Annotated in this window: 16 protein-coding genes; 6 read left to right on the top strand and 10 right to left on the bottom strand. The window is 72.4% G+C overall.

Translation table 11 applies throughout. The features are described 5' to 3' along the window. Positions 1-12: 12 nt before the first annotated feature. The gene (locus tag AC07DF_RS27820; protein ID WP_478976954.1) at positions 13-1,896 is read right to left on the bottom strand and encodes a hypothetical protein; all 1,884 of its coding nucleotides are present in this window, start codon (positions 1,894-1,896) and stop codon (positions 13-15) included. Between the two features lie 201 nt (positions 1,897-2,097). Next, the gene (locus tag AC07DF_RS27815; RefSeq protein ID WP_454357896.1) at positions 2,098-3,483 is read right to left on the bottom strand and encodes an NsdA family TPR-like regulatory protein; all 1,386 of its coding nucleotides are present in this window, start codon (positions 3,481-3,483) and stop codon (positions 2,098-2,100) included. Positions 3,484-3,789: 306 nt separating this feature from the next. On the opposite strand from AC07DF_RS27815, the gene AC07DF_RS27810 reads away from it, so the two are divergent. The 3 genes from AC07DF_RS27810 to AC07DF_RS27800 all read left to right on the top strand — a co-directional run bounded on the left by AC07DF_RS27810 (position 3,790) and on the right by AC07DF_RS27800 (position 6,937). Beyond that, positions 3,790-4,452 carry a bifunctional DNA primase/polymerase gene (locus AC07DF_RS27810; protein WP_478976950.1) on the top strand — a complete coding sequence of 221 codons (663 nt, stop codon included), beginning with the start codon at positions 3,790-3,792 and terminating at the stop codon, positions 4,450-4,452. 104 nt (positions 4,453-4,556) lie between these two features. Next, positions 4,557-5,348: an ABC transporter ATP-binding protein gene (locus AC07DF_RS27805; protein WP_478976947.1), complete on the top strand. Its 792-nt coding sequence runs from the start codon at positions 4,557-4,559 to the stop codon at positions 5,346-5,348. After that, entirely contained in the window at positions 5,345-6,937 is a 1,593-nt protein-coding gene (locus AC07DF_RS27800; protein ID WP_478976944.1) for a transporter, read from the top strand. Before AC07DF_RS27805 ends, AC07DF_RS27800 begins: the two co-directional genes overlap by 4 nt. A gap of 34 nt (positions 6,938-6,971) precedes the next feature. Here AC07DF_RS27800 and AC07DF_RS27795 read toward each other — a convergent pair whose 3' ends face one another. Then, positions 6,972-7,907, bottom strand: a complete 936-nt coding sequence (locus AC07DF_RS27795) for an alpha/beta fold hydrolase (protein WP_478976941.1) — start codon at positions 7,905-7,907, stop codon at positions 6,972-6,974. 535 nt (positions 7,908-8,442) lie between these two features. Beyond that, positions 8,443-9,135, bottom strand: coding sequence for an iron-dependent transcriptional repressor DtxR (locus AC07DF_RS27790; RefSeq protein WP_215120741.1), 693 nt, complete (start codon positions 9,133-9,135; stop codon positions 8,443-8,445). A gap of 280 nt (positions 9,136-9,415) precedes the next feature. Between AC07DF_RS27790 and AC07DF_RS27785 the strand changes: the two genes are divergently transcribed. Next, positions 9,416-10,171, top strand: a complete 756-nt coding sequence (locus tag AC07DF_RS27785) for an SIS domain-containing protein (RefSeq protein ID WP_478976936.1) — start codon at positions 9,416-9,418, stop codon at positions 10,169-10,171. A gap of 30 nt (positions 10,172-10,201) precedes the next feature. Here AC07DF_RS27785 and AC07DF_RS27780 read toward each other — a convergent pair whose 3' ends face one another. Then, positions 10,202-11,656 (bottom strand): PAS domain-containing protein, encoded by a 1,455-nt coding sequence (locus AC07DF_RS27780; RefSeq protein ID WP_478976933.1) that lies wholly within the window; start codon positions 11,654-11,656, stop codon positions 10,202-10,204. Positions 11,657-12,061: 405 nt separating this feature from the next. On the opposite strand from AC07DF_RS27780, the gene AC07DF_RS27775 reads away from it, so the two are divergent. After that, positions 12,062-12,535 (top strand): diadenosine tetraphosphate hydrolase, encoded by a 474-nt coding sequence (locus AC07DF_RS27775; RefSeq protein ID WP_478976930.1) that lies wholly within the window; start codon positions 12,062-12,064, stop codon positions 12,533-12,535. Between the two features lie 51 nt (positions 12,536-12,586). Here AC07DF_RS27775 and AC07DF_RS27770 read toward each other — a convergent pair whose 3' ends face one another. Next, entirely contained in the window at positions 12,587-13,687 is a 1,101-nt protein-coding gene (locus tag AC07DF_RS27770; protein ID WP_399017651.1) for a citrate synthase 2, read from the bottom strand. A gap of 285 nt (positions 13,688-13,972) precedes the next feature. Here AC07DF_RS27770 and pdxH point away from each other — a divergent pair, with 285 nt between their 5' ends. Continuing rightward, entirely contained in the window at positions 13,973-14,641 is a 669-nt protein-coding gene (gene pdxH, locus AC07DF_RS27765) for a pyridoxamine 5'-phosphate oxidase (protein WP_478976927.1), read from the top strand. 40 nt (positions 14,642-14,681) lie between these two features. On the opposite strand, the gene AC07DF_RS27760 is transcribed toward pdxH, so the two are convergent. From AC07DF_RS27760 to AC07DF_RS27745, 4 genes are read right to left on the bottom strand one after another with little or no spacing between them, the layout of a single operon-like run. Next, positions 14,682-15,293, bottom strand: a complete 612-nt coding sequence (locus AC07DF_RS27760) for a TetR/AcrR family transcriptional regulator (protein ID WP_478976924.1) — start codon at positions 15,291-15,293, stop codon at positions 14,682-14,684. Then, on the bottom strand, positions 15,281-16,015 hold the full coding sequence (locus AC07DF_RS27755) for an enoyl-CoA hydratase family protein (protein WP_478976921.1): 735 nt from the start codon (positions 16,013-16,015) through the stop codon (positions 15,281-15,283). Before AC07DF_RS27755 ends, AC07DF_RS27760 begins: the two co-directional genes overlap by 13 nt. Continuing rightward, positions 16,012-17,580: a 4-coumarate--CoA ligase family protein gene (locus AC07DF_RS27750; RefSeq protein WP_478976918.1), complete on the bottom strand. Its 1,569-nt coding sequence runs from the start codon at positions 17,578-17,580 to the stop codon at positions 16,012-16,014. Before AC07DF_RS27750 ends, AC07DF_RS27755 begins: the two co-directional genes overlap by 4 nt. 35 nt (positions 17,581-17,615) lie before the next feature. Further along, complete coding sequence (locus AC07DF_RS27745) at positions 17,616-18,746, bottom strand: acyl-CoA dehydrogenase family protein (protein ID WP_478976915.1); 1,131 nt, start codon at positions 18,744-18,746, stop codon at positions 17,616-17,618. Positions 18,747-18,760 lie beyond the last annotated feature (14 nt).

Below are 18,760 nucleotides of genomic sequence, written 5' to 3'. Positions count from 1 at the left end.
GATCAGCTCACCTCACAGCTGCGTCGGCTGACGCTCGGTCAGGCCGTAGGTCTTCGCTATCGCGTTCCACAGCCCGGCCGCCTTGGTCTTCTCGGTGCTCGCGACGCCGCTGGCGCGGTTGCCGGCCTGCGTCTGGCCGGTCACACGGGCCTGGCCCTTCCTGCAGCCCTTCTTGCCCGCGGTCTGGTCGGCCCAGGCCGCGTAGTGGTTGTCGGCCGAAGCCGAGGCCTGCCACGCCTTGGTGAGGGCGGTGGTCAGCGCGGCGTGCTGAGGCAGCCGGTCGACCGTGATGCCGGAGAGCCGGGTGACCAGCTCGGTGCGCTGCTTGGCCGCGTCGCGCAGGTTCTTGGCCGCCTGCGGCAGGTTGTCGCAGCCCTTGACGTCGGCCACGGCGCTGATCACGGTGCTGCGGCTGTCACCGCTGTCGGCGAGCAGCTTGTCCAGCTCCACCGCCTGGTCCCGGGCCGGGTCGGCGGAGGGCGAGGCGGAGTCGTCCGTCGCGGGCGCCGAGGCGGCCACGGTCTTGTTGTTGTCGCCGCCGTCGTCACCGCCTCCGCCGGCGGCGAGCAGCGCGCCGGCGCCGACGCCGAGGACGGCGATGCCGATGCCGACGGCCGCGATCACCGGCACGCGCGAGCCGGTACGGCCGCCGCGACCGCCCTGCCCCCCGCCGGCGTGGCCGGGCCCCTCGTAGGAGGGCTGGGGCTGCGGCTGCTCGAAGCGGGGCAGCTGCTGCGTGGCCCCGGCCGGGCTCTCGGCGCCCTGGTCGCTGCGGAAGAGGTTGTCGAACTCGGAGGGCGGCTGCTTGTCCCCGCCGGGCACCGGCGCGATGAACTGCGTCGCCTCGGCGTCCGGATTCGAGGCGGGCGGCAACGGCCCGGCTCCGGCGCGGGGTGCGGTGCCCAGGAACGTGGTGGCCTCGGGGTCGTGTCCGGTGGGTGTCTCGGGCGGCAGCGCACCCGGGCCCACCGGGGGTATGTACTGCGTCGCCCCCTCGTCGGCAGCGGGCGCGGCGACGGGCGGCAGGTACTGGGTCGCCCCCTCGTCGGCGGGCGGGGGCAGGGGGGCACCTCCGGCGGCGGGGCCGTGCGCGCCGGCGGCGGGAGACCCGTACCCGTCCGTGGCCGGCGGCAGCGGGGCACCCCCGGCGGGAGCGCCGTACGCACCGGCGGCCGGCGGCGGCGAACCGCCCGCGGCGGCGGACCCGTACGGGTCGGAGCCCGGCGGCAGACCGCCCCCGGCGGGAGCCCCGTACCCGTCCGTCGCCTGCGGCAGCGGGGCACCGGCGGGCCCGGCGCCATGTCCGCCGGCACTCGCCTGCGGCAGCGGGCCGCCCCCAGCCGGGGAGCCGTAGCCGCCGCCGGCCTGCGGAGGCGAACCGTATGCGTCGGAGACCGGCGGAAGGCCGCCACCGGCGGGAGAGCCGTAGCCGTCCGTGGTCTGGGGCAGCGGGGTGCCGTACGGGCCGGGGGCCGGGGGCAGTTGGGAGGCGTCGGCCGGAGTGCCGTAGCCGGCGTACGGGTTGGGGGGCTGGGTGCCCTCCTGGGGGAGCGCGCCCGGCGCGTGGTGCTGCGCGTCCCACGCCGGAGGCTCCGGGGTGGTCCACTGCTGGGGCGGCGGGGACTGCTGGGGCGGCGGGGACTGCCAGCTGTTGTCCTGCGGCGGGGGCGGGGCCTGCTGGTCGGGGCCCCACGGCTGACCCCAGGTCTGGCCCCCGGCGGGAGCGGATGCCGGGGGCTGGCCGGTCGGGGCCGGGCCGGGCCGGCCGCCTGCCGGGGTGTCACCGGGTCCGCCCGTCATCCCCGGCAACAGGGGTTCGCCACCGTCGGAGGGCAGCACGATGCCTTCGCGCGCTTGGCGCGCCGAGGGCTCCTCGCCCTGTCCACTCTGCGTCACCGGGACTCCTACTTATGGGGGACCTTGTGAATCGTCGGGTCACGCTACCGGGTCCCCAGAGCCCCGTGCCACGCAGCACAGGGCCCGACCTCGAGCCCTGTGATCGCGGTAACACACGCGGGTCACGGCACGCTGTTCATGTCACCTCCTGCGCGCACAGCGGCCGTTTCCCACACGTTCACGCATCCGCAGACCCTGTGTTCACGCCGCCGCCTGAAGGTCCAGACGCGCCCCGAACTCCCTGACCACCGCCTCGTCCCGGTACGGCTCCAGCCGCTGCTGGAAGTCCTCCAGATACTCGGCACCCCGGTTGGACCGCAGCCCCTCCAGCAGTTCCACGGCCTTCATGCCCGTACTGCACGCCTCTTCGACCTCGCGCTGCTGCACCTGTGCCGTGGCCAACAGCACATAGCCGATGGCCCGGCGGCGCGCCCGCGTCTCGGGATGCCCGGCCAGCGACTCCTGCGCGCACCGCGCCGCCGCGTCGGCCTGCCCCAGGTCCCGGTGACAGTGGGCCAACTCGTCGGCGAGATAGGCCTCGTCGAAGTGCGCGATCCACACCGGGTCGTCCCCGGCGGCAGGGTCGGCCGCCTCCAGCGCGCTCACCGCGCGCCCGGCCGCCGACTGGGTGGCGCGCACGTCGCCCATCAGGGCATGCCCGCGCGCCTCCGCCGCGTAGAACATCGACTCCGCGCGCGGTGACACGCGCCCCCGCGCCCCCTCCTGCGCCGCCCTCGCCAACTGCGCGATCTCCCGCGGGTTCCCGAGCTGCGCGGCGAGATGGCTCATGGAGGCGGCCAGCACATAGCCGCCGTAGCCGCGGTCCCCGGCCGCCTGGGCCAGCCGCAGCGCCTGGATGTAGTAGCGCTGCGCCAGACCGGGCTGCCCGGTGTCCACGGCCATGTATCCGGCGAGCTCCGTCAGCCGGGCCACCGCGGCGAACAGGTCCCGCCCCACCGCCTCCCGGTACGACCCCGCCAGCAGCCCCGAGACCACGCTGTTGAGGTAGTGCACGACGACCGGGCGCACATGCCCGCTGCCGTACTGGTGGTCGAGATCCACCAGCGCCTGCGTCATCGCGAGGACCGCCTGCACGTCGGACTGCCCCACGCGCGGTCCGGCCGAGCGCGACACCTGGCCGTCGGGCGCGGAGATCAGCCAGTCACGGCTGGGTTCGACCAGCGCGGACGCGGCGACGGAGGAGCCGGACAGGAAGTCCCGCCGCCCCACGTCGCTGCGCCACAGCTCGCAGACCTGCTCGATGGCCCCCAGTACCGTCGGCGAGAACTGGAGACCCACGCCCGAGGCGAGGTTCTTGCCGTTGGCCATGCCGATCTCGTCGATCGTGACCGTACGGCCGAGTTTGCGGCCCAGTGCCTCGGCGATGATCGCCGGGGCCCGGCCCCGCGGCTGCTGCCCGCGCAGCCAGCGCGCCACCGACGTCTTGTCGTAGCGCAGGTCGAGGCCGTGCTCGGCACCGCACATGTTGACCCGGCGGGCGAGGCCGGCGTTGGAGCATCCGGCTTCCTGGATGAGCGCCTGGAGCCGTTCGTTCGGCTGCCGAGCGACGAGCGGCCTTGCGGCCATGGCGTACCCCCTGTGGCTGCGGTGCCTGCCCACGCACCGAGTTGACGTGTCTTCCGCGGCCGAACCCCTCACGTCCCAGCGAAAAGATCCGGCCGTGAAGATCAATGCCCCGCCGACCAGGCGAAAATGCGAGGCATGTGAGGAATGCCGGGGTAACGGCTGTTGCCGGCCCCACTCGTGGCTACCCAGCTCCGGCCACCGATCCTCCTGCGCGCCCCCGCACATGCACCCATGCGCCCCGAGGACGGGGGCGGTGCTCCTCCCCGCGCACACGGGCGGGCGTAACCCCTGGTGACGACCAGAGTTGTGTTCATCGTGGAAGAGACGATCGCCGGCACCGAAGCCGCTCAGATCCCGAAGCAGCGCGGGGAATCGCTGCTGGAGACCGCTGTCCGTTATGCCGAGGAGCGCCACTGGGACGTGTTCCCCGGCACCTGGCTGGAAGCCGTCGACGGGAGTCAGCAGTGCTCCTGCGGTGACGCCGCGTGTCCGGCACCCGGATCGCACCCGGCGCGCCCGGACTGGGCGACGCAGGCGACGGGCAGTGCGACCGTCGCGCGACGGATGTGGCAGAAGCAGCCGACGGCGTCGATCCTGCTGCCGACGGGGCGGACGTTCGACGCGATCTCCGTGCCGGAGACGGCCGGGTTCCTCGCGCTCGCGCGGATGGAGCGGATGGAGCTGACGCTCGGTCCTGTGACGCTCACGCCGGATCGGCGGATGGAGTTCTTCGTGCTGCCGGGGGCGTCCGTGAAGATCCCTGAGCTGGTGCGGAAGCTGGGGTGGTCGTTGTCCTCGCTGGATCTGACCGTGCTGGGTGAAGGGGCGTACGTGGCCGCGCCGCCTACGCGGTTCGGGTCCCGGGGGGCTGTGCAGTGGGCCTGCCGGCCGACGCCTGCGAATCGGTGGTTGCCGGATGCGGAGGAGTTGATCTCGCCGTTGGCTTATGCGTGCGGTAGGGATCGATAGCGCCGGATCGTCTGCGTGGTCGCCGTTTCGGGGCGGCTGCGGGTCGTGTCTGGTTGATCGCGCAGTTCCCCGCGCCCCTGAAAAGCGCCACCGTAGGGTGCAAGGTGACGGAGGGAGACGCGGTGGGATCCAGCGCTGTACGGGTGCAGGGGCTTTGGAAGCGGTTCGGGCAGCAGGTGGCTGTGGCCGGGGTCGATCTTGAGTTGCCCGCGGGCAAGTTCATCGGGCTCGTCGGGCCGAACGGAGCCGGGAAGACCACCACCTTGTCGATGGTGACCGGGCTGCTCAGGCCCGATCACGGGACCGTCGAGGTGGTCGGGCACGACGTGTGGCGCGACCCCGTCGAGGTGAAGGCCCGGATCGGGGTGCTGCCCGAGGGGCTGCGGCTGTTCGAGCGGCTGTCGGGGCGGGAACTGCTGGCGTACAGCGGGCGGTTGCGCGGACTGCCCGGTGCCGAGGTCGACAAGCGGGCCACTCAGCTCCTCGACGTTCTCGATCTGGCCGGTGCCCAGCACAAGCTCGTCGTCGACTACTCGACCGGCATGCGCAAGAAGATCGGGCTCGCCGCCGCTCTCCTCCACAATCCCGAAGTGCTGTTCCTGGACGAGCCCTTCGAGGGCGTCGACCCCGTCTCCGCCCAGACCATCCGGGGCGTGCTGGAGCGGTACACCGCCTCGGGCGCCACGGTCGTGTTCTCTTCCCACGTCATGGAGCTCGTCGAGTCGCTGTGCGACTGGGTGGCCGTCATGGCCGCCGGGCGGATCCGGGCCACCGGGACCCTCGCCGAGGTGCGCGGTGACGCGCCCTCGCTGCAGCAGGCGTTCCTCCAACTCGTCGGGGCGCAGAGCCGGGACGCCGGGTCCGACCTCGACTGGCTGGGCGGCGGGGCCCGGTGAGTGCGCCCGCCCTCACCCCCGTCGTCGTACGGCTGAAGCTGTCGCTGCTGCGCAACGGGCTGCGGCAGTCCGGCGGGCGCAAGGCCGCCTACATCGCGTCGGCCGTCTTCGCCCTGCTCTTCGCCGCGCTGCAACTGCTCGGCCTGATCGCGCTGCGGGGGCACGCGCACGTCGAGTCCCTGGTCGTGCTGGCCGTGGCGGTACTGGGCCTCGGCTGGGCGGTGATGCCGCTGTTCTTCCCCAGTGGTGACGAGACGCTGGACCCGACCCGGCTTGTGATGCTGCCGCTGCGGCCCCGGCCGCTGGTGCGGGCGCTGCTCACGGCGTCGCTGGTGGGCATCGGGCCGCTGTTCACGCTGTGCCTGCTGGTGGGCTCGGTGGTCGCCGTGGCCCGGGGCGGGGCGGCGTTCGCGGTGGGTGTCGTCGCGGTCGCCCTGGCGCTGCTGGTGTGCGTGGCGTTCGCGCGGGCTGTCGCCGCCGCCAACGTACGGCTGCTGACCAGCCGCAAGGGCCGTGACCTCGCGGTGCTGAGCGGGCTCGTCATCGCCGTCGGGGCGCAGGTCGTCAACTTCGGCGCGCAGCGGATCGGTTCGTCGGGTCTTGGCGAGCTGGACCCGGTCGCGCAGGTGCTCCAGTGGGTGCCGCCGGCGTCGGCGATCGGCGCCGTGCACGCGGTGGGCGAGGGGTCGTACGGTCTCGCCGCCGCCCAGCTGGCGCTGACCGCCGGTGCGCTGGTGGTGCTGCTCGTGGTGTGGTCCCGGCATCTGACCCGGCTGATGACCTCGCCCGACGGATCCACGCTGCCCACCGCCGAGACGGCCGCCCGCGAGCGGTCCTCGAGCGGGCTCGGGCGGCTGCTGCCCGGGGGCCGCACCGGCACGGTCATGGAGCGCAGCCTGCGCTATGTGTGGCGCGACCCCAAGACCAAGGCGGCCTGGGTGACCTCGCTGGCCATCGGGCTGATCGTGCCGGTCTTCAACGCCTGGCAGGGCACCGGGTCCGTGTACTTCGCGTGCTTCGCCGCCGGGATGCTCGGCATCCAGATGTACAACCAGTTCGGGCAGGACACCTCGGCGTTCTGGATGGTCGCCATGACGATCTCCTCGCGCCGGGACGCCTACGTCGAGCTGCGCGCCCGTGCGCTGGCCCTGCTGCTGATCACCCTGCCGTACGCCACGCTCGTCACCGTGGTGACGACCGCGATGCTCGGCGACTGGCGGCGGCTGCCCGAGGCGCTGGGGCTGTCCTTCGCGCTGCTCGGCGCGATGCTCGCGACCGGGGCGTGGACGTCGGCCCGCTTCCCCTACTCCATCCCGCAGGAGGGCTACAAGAACGTCGCTCCCGGGCAGACCGGGCTCGCCTGGATCTCCATCTTCGGCGGGATGATCGCCGCCGCCGTGCTGTGCGCGCCCGTCATCGCGCTCACGATCTGGCTGAACGTGAGCGCCGGGGGCGACGACTGGACATGGCTGCTGCTGCCGGTGGGCGCCTCCTACGGGGCCGCGATCACGGCGGTGGGGCTGCGGCTGGCGGCTCCGCGGACGGCCCGGCGGCTGCCGGAGATTTTGGTGGCGGTCAGCAAGGGGTGAGCCGTCCGTCCCGGTTCAGGATGACCCGTCCGGCTCAGTTCGCGCTGAGGGCGTCCAGGAACGGCTCGATCGCCGCGCGCCAGGCCTCCGGCTGGTCGTAGTGCACCAGGTGGCCGGCGTCGGCGACCTCCGCGTACTGGCCGCGGGGCAGGACACGGACCATCTCCTGGGCCTCGGCGCGGCCCAGCTCACCGTCGAGGCCGCGCACGACCAGGGCGGGGCACCGGACCTGGGTCAGCTCCTCCCAGTGCGCGTCGTACACCCAGGTCTCGCGGGAGCGGAGCATCTGTTCCGGTTCGAAGACGGGGCGCCAGCCGTCCGGGGACTCGGCCATCACCTCGGCGTAGAACGCGCCGCGGGCCGGGTTGGGCCGCTCCACCCAGGGGTCGTCCTCGCCGAACCACTTGCGGACGTCGGCGAGCGTGGCGAAGGGCAGCGGCCAGGACCGGAACCACTGGTCCCACTCGCGCTGCGAGGCCGCGCCGAGCGCGGAGGCCCGCATATCGCAGATGATCAGCCCACGGACCAGGTCCGGGCGCTTGGCGGCGAGCTGCCAGGCGGTCAGCGCGCCCATGGCGTGGCCGATGAGGATGACCGGGTCGAGCCCGAGCTGCTCCAGAGCGGCCTCCACGTCGTCGACGTAGGCGTCACGGGAGAAGGCTCCCTGCGGGGGCTTCTCGCTGCGGCCGTGGCCGCGCTGGTCGAGAGCGACGGCGCGGTACCGGCCGGAGAGCCAGCGGGCGGTGGACGCCCAGTGCGAGGCGCGGCCCATGAGGCCGTGCAGTAACAGCACGCCCGGGGAGCCGTTCGTCGCGGTATCCGCGCCGGGCGTGCGCAGCGGGTGCCGCGGGTCGTGCGGGTGCTGCGGATCGTGCGGTTCGTGCGCCGGATCGGTCTTGGGCGGGTCGCCGAACTCCCAGGCCGCGAGGCGTACGCCGCCCGTCCCGGTCACGTCGATGCGTCGCGCCATGTCCTGGCACCCCCCAAGCTTCGCGCGGACCGTGGTCGTCTCCGGCCGTCCGGTCCTGTGAACCGTGTTCTGCCTGCTGCGCCTTGTTGCTGTGCCGTGCGTCACCCGCACACTATCGAATGCCCATTCGAGAATGCTGTTCTCGCGGGCAACACCCCTCGTTCGAGTGACCATCCTCAGGGATTGATAGCCGCTGCCGAGGGGAGATCTTCAGCGGGAGGCGGACCGCTCGGGGAAACCGGTCCGAGGGGAATGACCCTGAGAGCTCGGGGCTCCGGGTCAGCACAGGGGAGGACAGGCCCCGGCGCCACAAGGCGCCGGGGCCCTCCACATCTCCACGGCACATCCTCCCGCCCCCTCCCCGGCCGGGCGACATCGCTGTCGAGCCACGGCCAAGAGCCCTCAGGTCATATGCCTCACGCGACAGCGTCGCACGGGAAGCGGACGAGCGCTGCCATTCGACGGACTGAATCCCGCAGACGGCGGGATCACGCCAACACCACCGGCGCGGCCGGCCGGGCGGGCCCGGCCCGGCTCAGGGCTTGGCGACGAACACGTGGGAGGCGACCTCCGACTCCAGTTCCGCCGCCTCGCCCCCGCTGCCCACCAGCACACCGCCCGCCGACTCGGTCACGCTGACCACCGAGCCGGGCTGCACGCCCGCCCGCCGCAGCGTGTACATCAGCTGCGCGTCCGTCTGGATCGGCTCGCCGATACGGCGCACCACGACCGTCTTGCCCTCGGCGCCCGGGTCCAGAGTGGCCAGCGACACCATCCCCTCGTCCAGGAACGGGTCGGCGCCGTCCTTCTCGCCGAGCTCCTCCAGACCGGGGATCGGATTGCCGTACGGCGACTCCGTCGGGTGCCGCAGCAGCTCCAGCACACGGCGCTCCACGGCCTCGCTCATCACGTGCTCCCAGCGGCACGCCTCGGCGTGGACCTGCTCCCACTCCAGGCCGATCACGTCGACGAGCAGACACTCGGCGAGCCGGTGCTTGCGCATCACGCGCGTGGCGAGACGGCGGCCCTCGTCGGTGAGCTCCAGGTGCCGGTCGCTGGCGACGGACACCAGACCGTCGCGCTCCATCCGCGCCACGGTCTGGCTGACGGTCGGCCCGCTCTGGTCCAGCCGCTCGGCGATACGGGCGCGCATGGGGACCACACCCTCTTCCTCCAACTCGAGGATGGTGCGGAGATACATCTCCGTGGTGTCGATCAGTCCGGACATACGTGCCCCTCGATGAGATCTGCCGGAGGCTGGACGGCTCACCGGCGCGTGCGCTGGCCCTGCACCCAATTCTGCCGGATACCACCGACAACCGTGCCGCCGGAGGGAAACCCGGGGATTACGCGGCCCGGCGGAAGGGTACGAAGTTCTCCTTCACGGACCCCGGAGCGCCGCGCGGCACCCTTGGCCCGGCCGCCACGACCGTATTGACACCACACTGGTCCAGACCGCACCGTGATGCGCGACACGCGCCCAACAAGGCCTCCCGAAGGGACCCCGTATGAGCGACCGCGCGCCGGCCGGCCAGTTCCTGGACGCCGCGATCGACCTGCTGCGGCAGGTCCGCGACGAGGAGGCCGACAGCATCACGGCCGCCGGCACGCTCCTCGCCGACACCGTCGAGAGCGGAGGCCGCCTCTTCGCCTTCGGCGCCGGGCACTCCTCCCTCGCCGCGCAGGACCTCGTCTACCGCGCCGGCGGCCTCGCCCTCATGAACCTGCTCGCCGTGCCGGGCGTCGTCGGCGTCGATGTCATGCCCGCACCGCTCGGCTCCGCCCTGGAACGCGTCGACGGCCTCGCGAGCGCCGTCCTGGACAGCTCACCGATCCGCGCGGGCGACGCCCTGCTCATCATCTCCCTGTCCGGGCGCAACGCCCTCCCCGTGGAAATGGCCATGCACGCCCGCGCCCGGGGCGTACGGGTCATCGGCGTGACCTCGGTCGCCTACGCCACGGAGACCAAGTCCAGGCACAGCTCGGGGACGTATCTGAAGGACCACTGCGATCTCGTCCTCGACTCGAAGATCGCGGTCGGAGACGCCGAACTCACCCTCGACAACGTCCCGGCCCCCTTCGCCCCCGCCTCCACGGTCGTCACCTCGGCCCTCCTCCAGGCCGTCATGGCCACCACGGCCGGAACCCTCGCCGACCGCGGCCTGGAACCCCCGCTCCTGCGCTCCGGGAACGTCGACGGCGGGCACGACTGGAACAGCCGCGTGATGGAGCAGTACCGGGACCGGATCTTCTACCGGCACTGAGGCGACGGCGAGACCCGCGCCCGTCCACAGCTACTCGCCGGACAGCCCCGCGAGATCCAGTGACGCCGCGATCCGCACCGCCACGTCCTCCGCGTACATCGCGTCGGACCGCTCGAACGCGCTGCGCCCCGCCCCCCGCAGAAACGTCACCACACCCAGCGTCCGCCCCCGGCTGCGCAGCACCGCGCACAGGGCGTGCACCGCGTCCGGCGGCCACTGCCGGGCCTCGGCCCACAGCCGGGCCTCCTCGGGCGCCGCGGCCCCCGCACTCGCCCTCAGCGCGCCGACCCGCTCCACGCACTGCAGAGCCGGATGCCCCTCCGTGTACCGCGCGGGCAGGCCCGCGTGGCCGGAGAACTTGCTCGGCCCCGGAGCGCCGGACGGAGTGGCGGCGACCCGCACCAGCCGTACCGGCCCCTCGCCCTGCGCGTCGACGAGCGCGCCGCCCGCCACCCGGTCGATCAACGCGTGGTCGGCGAACCCGGCCAGGGCGAAGTCCAGGTGGACCGTCGCCGCCTCCGCCGGGTCCTCGCACTCGGCCGCGGCCCGCGAGGCCCGGTACAGCTGCTGCGTACGGAACCGCAGCAGCGACGCCTCCTGCTCGCTCTGCTTGGCCTCCGTCACGTCCTGGAACAGCCACCCCACACCCAGCGGAACCGGCTCCTCCGCGAGCGGCGAGGCCAGCCGTACGAAGCCGCTGCGCCAGCACCGCCGCCGCTCCCCCTCCGGCATGCGCACGCCCACCCACACCTCGGCGGGCGCGGGCGGGGCACCCTCCGCCAGCACATGCTGCAGCGCGCTCTCCAGCTCCTCCACGCCCTGCGACAGCAGATCGCCGAGCGGGCGGCCGAGAACGGACGTACGGCCCGTGCCCAGCGCCTTGGCCGCGTGCGCGTTCACCACGGCCGGCCGCAGGTCGACGTCCACGAGCACGACGCCCCAGCTGGCGTCCTCGAACAGCGCCTCGCTCAACGCGATCGACCGCTCCAGATCGATCTGCGCGTGCACCTCGCTGAAGGCGCAGTACACACCCGCCGGCTTCCCGTCGGTCCCTCGCACGGCCGCCGACTGGGTCCGTACGAGCACCCGCCCGCCGTCCTTGGTCAGCAACGCGAACTCGTTCACCTGCCGGCCCGGGGCGTGCATCGCGGACAGCAGCCGGCTCTCGACCTCCTCGGCGTCCGCGCTGCGCACGGCCCACCCGGCCAGGCCCCGCCGCCCCACGGCCTCGTCCGCGCTCCAGCCGAGAATCCGCTCGGCCTCACGGTTCCAGTGCGTCACGACACCGTCGGCGTCGAAGGCACACAATGCCGCGTCCATCCCGTCCAGCAACGCGGCAAGCAGATCCGAACCATCCGAATTGTCCCGCTCGGGCTCGTCGGGCCCCAGCTCGTCGGTGGTCCCACTACGCCGGGAAGCACTCACCTGGACCCCCTGCAGGCTGCGTCCGCACGTACCGCACGTCGGTTCGCTACTTGCAATCATTCAACTGGAACGTGACCCAGCGCACACCGTGTTCCCACAACATTGAAAGAATCGTTGTACGAGGGCATTCCCCACGTCATCCGCGAACGAACACCCCGCCTCCTCCGGCGCGGCCCTGCGTCAAGGTCTCAGAAAAACGGTTGATCCGAGGCCGGTCGGTTTCCTAGGGTTCCAGGTACACGAGAAGGGAGGTGGTTCGGCAGATGTATGAGAACCGGACGCGTGAGGTGGCTGCGGGCTAGCGGCCCGACACCACACACAGTGCGGTGCCGGACCAGCGCGTGAACGGAACGCGCAGCCGGCCCAATCTCCAGCAGTCACCCGACCCGCGAGCCGCCGGTACGTCCGGCCGGCCCTCCTCAGGAGGACCAGGCTCGCGGGTCGTCTGCGTTGTCGGGGGTGGTCGTGGAGGACGAATGGCGCGAGGACCGGGTCGGCAGTGCGCTGCGGGGTGCGAATCCGGCGGTGCTGCGGAGGCTGGACGCCGGGTTCGCGGCGATCGGGGATGTGCAGTTTCTGCCTGGCTACTCCGTGCTCCTGACCGACGATCCCGCGGTGGAACGGCTGTCCGAGCTGCCACGGAGCAAGCGGCTGGCGTTCCTGGCCGACATGGATCGGCTGGGGGAAGCCGTCGAGGAGGCCTGCCGGCGGGTGGAGACGGGGTTTCGCCGGGTCAATCTGGAGATTCTCGGGAACACCGACGCGTTCCTGCATGCGCATGTGTGGCCGCGCTACGAGTGGGAGTCGGCGGATCTCGTGCGGCTGCCCGTGTGGCTCTATCCGCGTGAGATGTGGAGCGAGGAGCGGTATTCGCTCGGGGCGCGGCATGACCCGCTGCGGGAGGCCATCGGTGCGGAACTGGACCGGCTCACCGGGTGAGACGTGCTCACGGCCCCACCCGGAGCCGGGTGAGGCCGTGCATGGGGCGGCTCAGTGGGCGATGTCCCCGTAGCCCTCGATCTCGCGGGGGTCGCGGGTGCCCGGGCCGACGTAGCGGGCCGAGGGGCGGACCAGGCGGCCCGTGCGCTTCTGTTCGAGGATGTGGGCGGACCAGCCGGCCGTGCGGGCGCAGGTGAACATGGACGTGAACATGTGCGCCGGGACCTCGGCGAAGTCCAGGACGATGGCCGCCCAGAACTCGACGTTCGTCGCGAGGACGCGGTCGGGGCGGCGGGCGTGGAGTTCCGCGAGGGCCGCCTTCTCCAGGGCCTCGGCGACCTCGAAGCGGGGAGCGCCCAGTTCGCGGGCGGTGCGGCGCAGGACTCGGGCGCGGGGGTCCTCGGCGCGGTAGACGCGGTGGCCGAAGCCCATGAGGCGCTCGCCGTTGTCGAGCGCGTTCCGCACGTAGGCCTCCGCGTCGCCCGTGCGCTCGATCTCCTCGATCATGCCGAGGACGCGGGACGGGGCGCCGCCGTGCAGCGGGCCGGACATCGCGCCCACCGCGCCGGAGAGCGCTGCCGCGACGTCCGCGCCGGTCGAGGCGATCACCCGGGCCGTGAACGTGGACGCGTTCATGCCGTGCTCGGCCGCGCTCGTCCAGTACGCGTCCACCGCCGCCACGTGCTTGGGGTCCGGCTCGCCCCGCCAGCGGATCATGAAGCGTTCGACGACGGACTGGGCCTTGTCGATCTCTCGCTGGGGGACCATGGGCAGGCCCTGGCCCCGAGCGGACTGGGCGACGTAGGACAGGGCCATGACGGCGGCGCGGGCCAGGTCGGCTCGGGCCTGCTCCTCGTCGATGTCGAGGAGCGGTTTGAGGCCCCAGACCGGGGCCAGCATGGCCAGGGCCGACTGGACGTCCACGCGGATGTCACCGGAGTGGACGGGGATGGGGAACGGCTCGGCGGGCGGCAGGCCGGGATTGAAGGCGCCGTCGACGAGCAGGCCCCAGACGTTGCCGAAGGAGACATGGCCGACGAGGTCCTCGATGTCGACGCCCCGGTACCGGAGTGCGCCGCCCTCCTTATCCGGTTCGGCGATCTCCGTCTCGAACGCGACTACTCCCTCGAGCCCGGGTACGAAGTCGGACATCAGGCGGCTCCTCGTGATGTAAGTGACAGATGGTGTCTGGTGGGGTGAGACGTGTGAACCATGTGTCAGTCAGCTTGCGAAGCGGGCGGCCGTCCGGTGGATCCACGGTCGCTCGCGGCGACTCGCGGTCCTGGCCGGTCTCCCCTGTGATGCCCCGTGCGGCTGGCGGTCACCCAACCCGAACGGCATCAGAACGATATCCCCGAGTGCCATCGTTGGGGAGGGTTCACGGCACTCAGTGCCACTCAGTGACGAAGGACACCGTCCATACGGCAAGATGACCGGGTGACCGACCGTGACGCCGCCCCCTTCGATCTGGCCTCGATGCGCAAGCAGTACCGGGCCGAGGGGCTCTCCGAGACCGAGCTGGCCGCCACCCCCGTCGAGCAGTTCGCGCGCTGGTTCAAGCAGGCCGCGACGGACGGCGGGCTGTTCGAGCCGAACGCCATGGTCGTCTCGACGGCCGACGCCGAGGGGCGGGTCAGCGCCCGCACCGTGCTGCTGAAGCACTTCGACGAGCAGGGCTTCGTCTTCTACACGAACTACGACTCCCGCAAGGCCCGCGACCTGGCGGAGAACCCGTACGTCTCGCTGCTGTTCCCCTGGCATCCGATGGCCCGGCAGGTCCTCGTCACCGGTGTCGCGCGGCGCACCGGCCGGGACGAGACGGCGGCGTACTTCCGGACCCGGCCGCACGGCTCACAGCTGGGCGCGTGGGCCAGCGCCCAGTCCTCGGTGATCTCCACCCGGGCCGACATCGACCGCGCGTACGCCGAACTGGCCGCCCGCTATCCGGAGGGCGAGCAGGTTCCCGTACCACCCAACTGGGGCGGCTTCCGGGTGGCCCCGCAGACGGTGGAGTTCTGGCAGGGCCGCGAGAACCGGCTGCACGACCGGCTGCGGTATGTGGAGCAGCCGGACGGGGGCTGGCGGGTGGAGCGGCTCAGTCCCTGAGAGGCCTCGGCCAATCCCTGCGTTGCGGTCGGCAGCGCCCTCAGCCCAGCGTCTCCTCCAGCAGCCCCGCCCACTGCGCCACCACCCGTTCCCGGCGGGCCGTGTCGTCGGTGAGGAGGTTGGCCAGGCCGAGGCCTCGGGCCATGTCGAGGAGGCCCTGGACCGTTTCCCGGACGCCGGGGAGGGATTCGTCGGCGGCGAGGAGGTCGACCGCTATGCGGTGGGTCTCGCGGCCTACGCGGGATTCGAGTTCGGTGACGCGGGGGCGGAGCTGGTCCTCGTTGGAGGCGGCGACCCAGAGGTGGAGGGCGGCGCGGAAGAGGGGGCCGGTGTAGAGGTCGACGAGGGCGGCGACGACCGCGTGGCGGTCCCCGGACGCGCCCTCGGGGAAGAGGGCGCGCAGAGCGGTCGAGCGTTCCTCGGCGACGTATTCGACGGCCGCGGTGAAGAGGTCCTCGCGGGTCGGGAAGTGGTGCTGGGCGGCGCCGCGGGAGACGCCCGCGCGCTCGGCGACGACCGACACCGTGGAGCCGGCCCAGCCGTGTTCCGCGAGGCAGGCCACAGCCGCTTCCAGGAGCCGCTGCCGGGTGGCCCGGCTGCGGTCCTGCTTGGGGACTCTCTCCGCACGGTCGGCCGTGCTCACACCACCCATGCCGCATCCCGTCGTTCGAGGAAGGCCGTCATCCCCTCGCGGGCCTGCGCGGAGGAGAACAGCCGGGCCGAGAGCGCGGTCAGGTCGGCCGCGTCCCGGTCGAAGGCTTCCAGCACCCTAGCCGTGAGCAGCCGTTTCGTCTCGGCCAGGGCGTCGGGGGCGGATGTGCGCAGGCCGTCGAGGACGGGGGCCAGGGTGGTGTCGACGTCCGCTCCGTGCGTGGTGAGCAGGCCCGTGCGTGTCGCCTCCGCCGCGTCGAAGCGTTCGCCGGTGAGGTAGTAGCGGGCCAGGGCGCGCGGGTCGGCGCGTGGGAGCAGTGGCAGGGAGATGACCGCGGGGGCGACGCCGATGCGGACCTCCGTGAAGGCGAAGGTGGCCTCGGTGGAGGCGGCGGCCATGTCGCAGGCGGCCAGCAGGCCGAGGCCGCCCGCGCGGACGTGGCCGGTGACGCGGGCGACGACCGGCTTGGGCAGTTCGACGATCTGCCGCAGCAGGGCGACGAGCGCGTCCGGGGGTGGTGGGGCCTTGAGGTCGGCTCCGGCGCTGAAGGTGTTGCCGGTGTGGGTGAGGACGATCGCGCGGACGCCGGTTTCCTTGCCGGCGTCGGTGAGGGCGTCGGCCAGCTCGGCGACCAGGGCCGCCGACAGGGCGTTGCGGTTGTGCGGTGAGTCGAGGGTGAGGGTCTCGATCGCACGCGCGTGCGTGCGCGTGATGAGGCTCATGCGCGCTCCCTGAGCTGTCGGCGGAGGATCTTGCCTGAGGCCGCGCGGGGGACGCCGACGATGAAGGTGACCTGCCGGATCCGCTTGTAGGGGGCGACACGTTCGGCGACGAACATCATGACCTCCGCCTCCGAGAGGCCGGCGGCGGACGGCTGGCGGACCACGTACGCGTGCGGGACCTCGTTGCCGTCGTCGTTGTACCTGCCGATGACGGCTGCGTCGGCGATGCCCGGGTGCGTGAGGAGGAGGGCCTCCAGTTCGGCGGGGGCCACCTGGAAGCCCTTGTACTTGATGAGTTCCTTGACGCGGTCGACGACGAAGAGCCACCCTTCGCCGTCCGCATGGCCGACGTCTCCGGTGTGCAGCCAGCCGTCGGGGTCGATCATCGCGGCGGTGGCGTCGGGGCGGCCGAGGTAGCCCTTCATGACTTGGGGGCCGCGGATGAGGATCTCGCCGGACTCGCCGGCGGGCAGGTCCGTGCCGGGGTCGTCCAGGGAGACGATGCGCATCTCGGTGCCGGCGATGAGCTTGCCGACGGTTCCGGGCGGCGCGTCGCGCATCGCGTCCAGCGGGACGACATGGGTGCCGGGCGACAGTTCCGTCATGCCGTAGGCCTGGCCGACGGGCGGCAGGCCGAGCCGCTCCGAGCAGGCGGCGGCGAGCCGGGCGTCCAGGGGCGCTGCGGCGCTGAGGATGTACTTCAGGGACGACAGGTCGTACTGCGCGACGGCCGGGTGTTTGGCGAGGGCCAGGACGATCGGCGGGGCCACGTAGAGGCCCGTGATGCGGTGGTTCTGGATGGCCGCGAGGAACTGCTCCAGGTCGAAGCGGGGCAGGACGACGACGGTGGCGCCCTTCCTCAGGGGCGCGTTCATCAGGGCCGTGAGGCCGTAGATGTGGAAGAACGGCAGGACGGCGAGGATGCGGTCGCCGGGGCCCGCGGGTATCGCCCCGTCGAGCTGGGCGAGGTTGGTGGCGATCTGCCGGTGGGTGAGCAGCACGCCCTTGGGCGTGCCGGTGGTTCCGGAGGAGTACGGGAGGGCCGCCACGTCCTCCGCGGGGTCGATGTCGACCACCGGCTCGGGGGCCGTGGAGGCCAGCATGTCGATCAGGGACCGGTGGCCGGTGGCGCTGTCGCACACGAAGATCTCGCGTACGCCGCCGGCGAGTTCGGCGGCCCGGCGGGCGACGTCGAGCAGCGGTGAGACGGTGACGATCCAGCGGGCCGCCGAGTCCGTCAGCTGCCGCGCGAACTCCTCGGCGGTGGCGAGCGGGTGCACGGTGGTGACGGTGGCGCCCGCGCGCGTGGCGGCGTAGAACGCGGTGGGGAAGGCGATGGTGTTGGGGCTGTGCAGGGCGAGGACGTCGCCCTTGCGCACCCCGGCCTCGGCGAGCCCGGCGGCGACGCGCCGGTGGAAGCGGTCGACCTGCTCGTAGGAGAGGGTGGTGCCGTCGGTGCCGTCGATCAGTGCCGGGGTCCCGCCGAACTCCGCGGCCCTGGCGAGGACCGCCTCGTGGATGGGCAGGTCGACGAGCGGGACGTCTGCGTACTCGCTGCGGAACATGGTTCCTCCTCGCGCGCGGGCCGTCTCCGGCCGTCTCAGTACGACTTGGGCAGGCCCAAGGTCTGGTGGGAGACGTAGTTGAGAATCATCTCCCGGCTCACCGGTGCGATACGAGCCACGCGCGCGGCCGTTATCAGCTGCGCCAGGCCGTACTCGCGGGTGAGGCCGTTGCCGCCGAGGGTGTGCACGGCCTGGTCCACGGCCTTCACACAGGCCTCCCCGGCCGCGTACTTCGCCATGTTGGCGGCCTCTCCGGCGCCCATGTCGTCGCCCGCGTCGTACAGCTGGGCGGCCTTCTGCATCATCAGGCGGGCGAGTTCGAGCTCGATGTGCGCCTGGGCCAGGGGGTGGGCGATGGCCTGGTGGGCGCCGATGGGGGTCTTCCAGACCTGCCGGTCGCGGGCGTACTCGACGGCTCGCGCCAGCGCGTAGCGGCCCATGCCGATCGCGAAGGCGGCCGTCATGACGCGCTCGGGGTTGAGGCCGGCGAAGAGCTGCAGCAGGCCCGCGTCCTCGTCGCCGACGAGGGCGTCGGCGGGCAGCCGTACGTCGTCGAGGGTCAGCTCGAACTGCTTCTCGGCGGCGTTGAGTTCCATGTCGATGGGGCGGCGGCCGAACCCGGGGGTCTCGCGCGGGACGATGAACAGGCAGGGCTTGAGACTGCCGGTGCGGGCGTCTTCGGTGCGGCCGACGATGAGGGTCGCGTCCGCGATGTCCACGCCGGAGATGAAGACCTTGCGGCCGGTCAGGATCCAGTCGGCTCCATCACGGTGAGCCGTGGTCGTGATGCGGTGCGAGTTGGAGCCGGCGTCGGGCTCGGTGATGCCGAAGGCCATGGTGCGAGTGCCGTCGGCGAGGGCCGGGAGCCAGTGCTGTTTCTGTTCCGCCGTGCCGAAGCGGGCGATGACCGTGCCGCAGATGGCGGGTGAGACGACCAGCATCAGGAGCGGGCAGCCGGCAGCGCCCAGTTCTTCGAGCACGACGGAGAGTTCGGCGATTCCGCCGCCTCCGCCGCCGTACGCCTCCGGCAGATTGACGCCGAGGTATCCGAGTTTTCCCGCCTCGGACCAGAGTGCCTCCCGGTCGTAGGTGCGGCCGTGGCGTTTGCCCAGTGCCGCTACGGCCGAGCGGAGGGCCTTGTGTTCGTCTGTTTCGATCGTGGGCATGTGACTCCTTCATC

The organism is Streptomyces sp. NPDC044719 (assembly GCF_056433405.1).
This window is presented reverse-complemented; position numbering and strand designations above follow the sequence as displayed.

Bases quoted from the DNA above. Each gene is read 5' to 3' on its own strand.
- AC07DF_RS27815 (WP_454357896.1), bottom strand. From the start codon at position 3,483: ATGGCCGCAAGGCCGCTCGTCGCTCGGCAGCCGAACGAACGGCTCCAG.
- AC07DF_RS27795 (WP_478976941.1), bottom strand. From the start codon at position 7,907: ATGGCGCGACGCATCGACGTGACCGGGACGGGCGGCGTACGCCTCGCG.
- AC07DF_RS27790 (WP_215120741.1), bottom strand. From the start codon at position 9,135: ATGTCCGGACTGATCGACACCACGGAGATGTATCTCCGCACCATCCTC.
- AC07DF_RS27785 (WP_478976936.1), top strand. From the start codon at position 9,416: ATGAGCGACCGCGCGCCGGCCGGCCAGTTCCTGGACGCCGCGATCGAC.
- AC07DF_RS27780 (WP_478976933.1), bottom strand. From the start codon at position 11,656: ATGATTGCAAGTAGCGAACCGACGTGCGGTACGTGCGGACGCAGCCTG.
- AC07DF_RS27770 (WP_399017651.1), bottom strand. From the start codon at position 13,687: ATGTCCGACTTCGTACCCGGGCTCGAGGGAGTAGTCGCGTTCGAGACG.
- AC07DF_RS27760 (WP_478976924.1), bottom strand. From the start codon at position 15,293: ATGGGTGGTGTGAGCACGGCCGACCGTGCGGAGAGAGTCCCCAAGCAG.
- AC07DF_RS27755 (WP_478976921.1), bottom strand. From the start codon at position 16,015: ATGAGCCTCATCACGCGCACGCACGCGCGTGCGATCGAGACCCTCACC.
- AC07DF_RS27750 (WP_478976918.1), bottom strand. From the start codon at position 17,580: ATGTTCCGCAGCGAGTACGCAGACGTCCCGCTCGTCGACCTGCCCATC.
- AC07DF_RS27745 (WP_478976915.1), bottom strand. From the start codon at position 18,746: ATGCCCACGATCGAAACAGACGAACACAAGGCCCTCCGCTCGGCCGTA.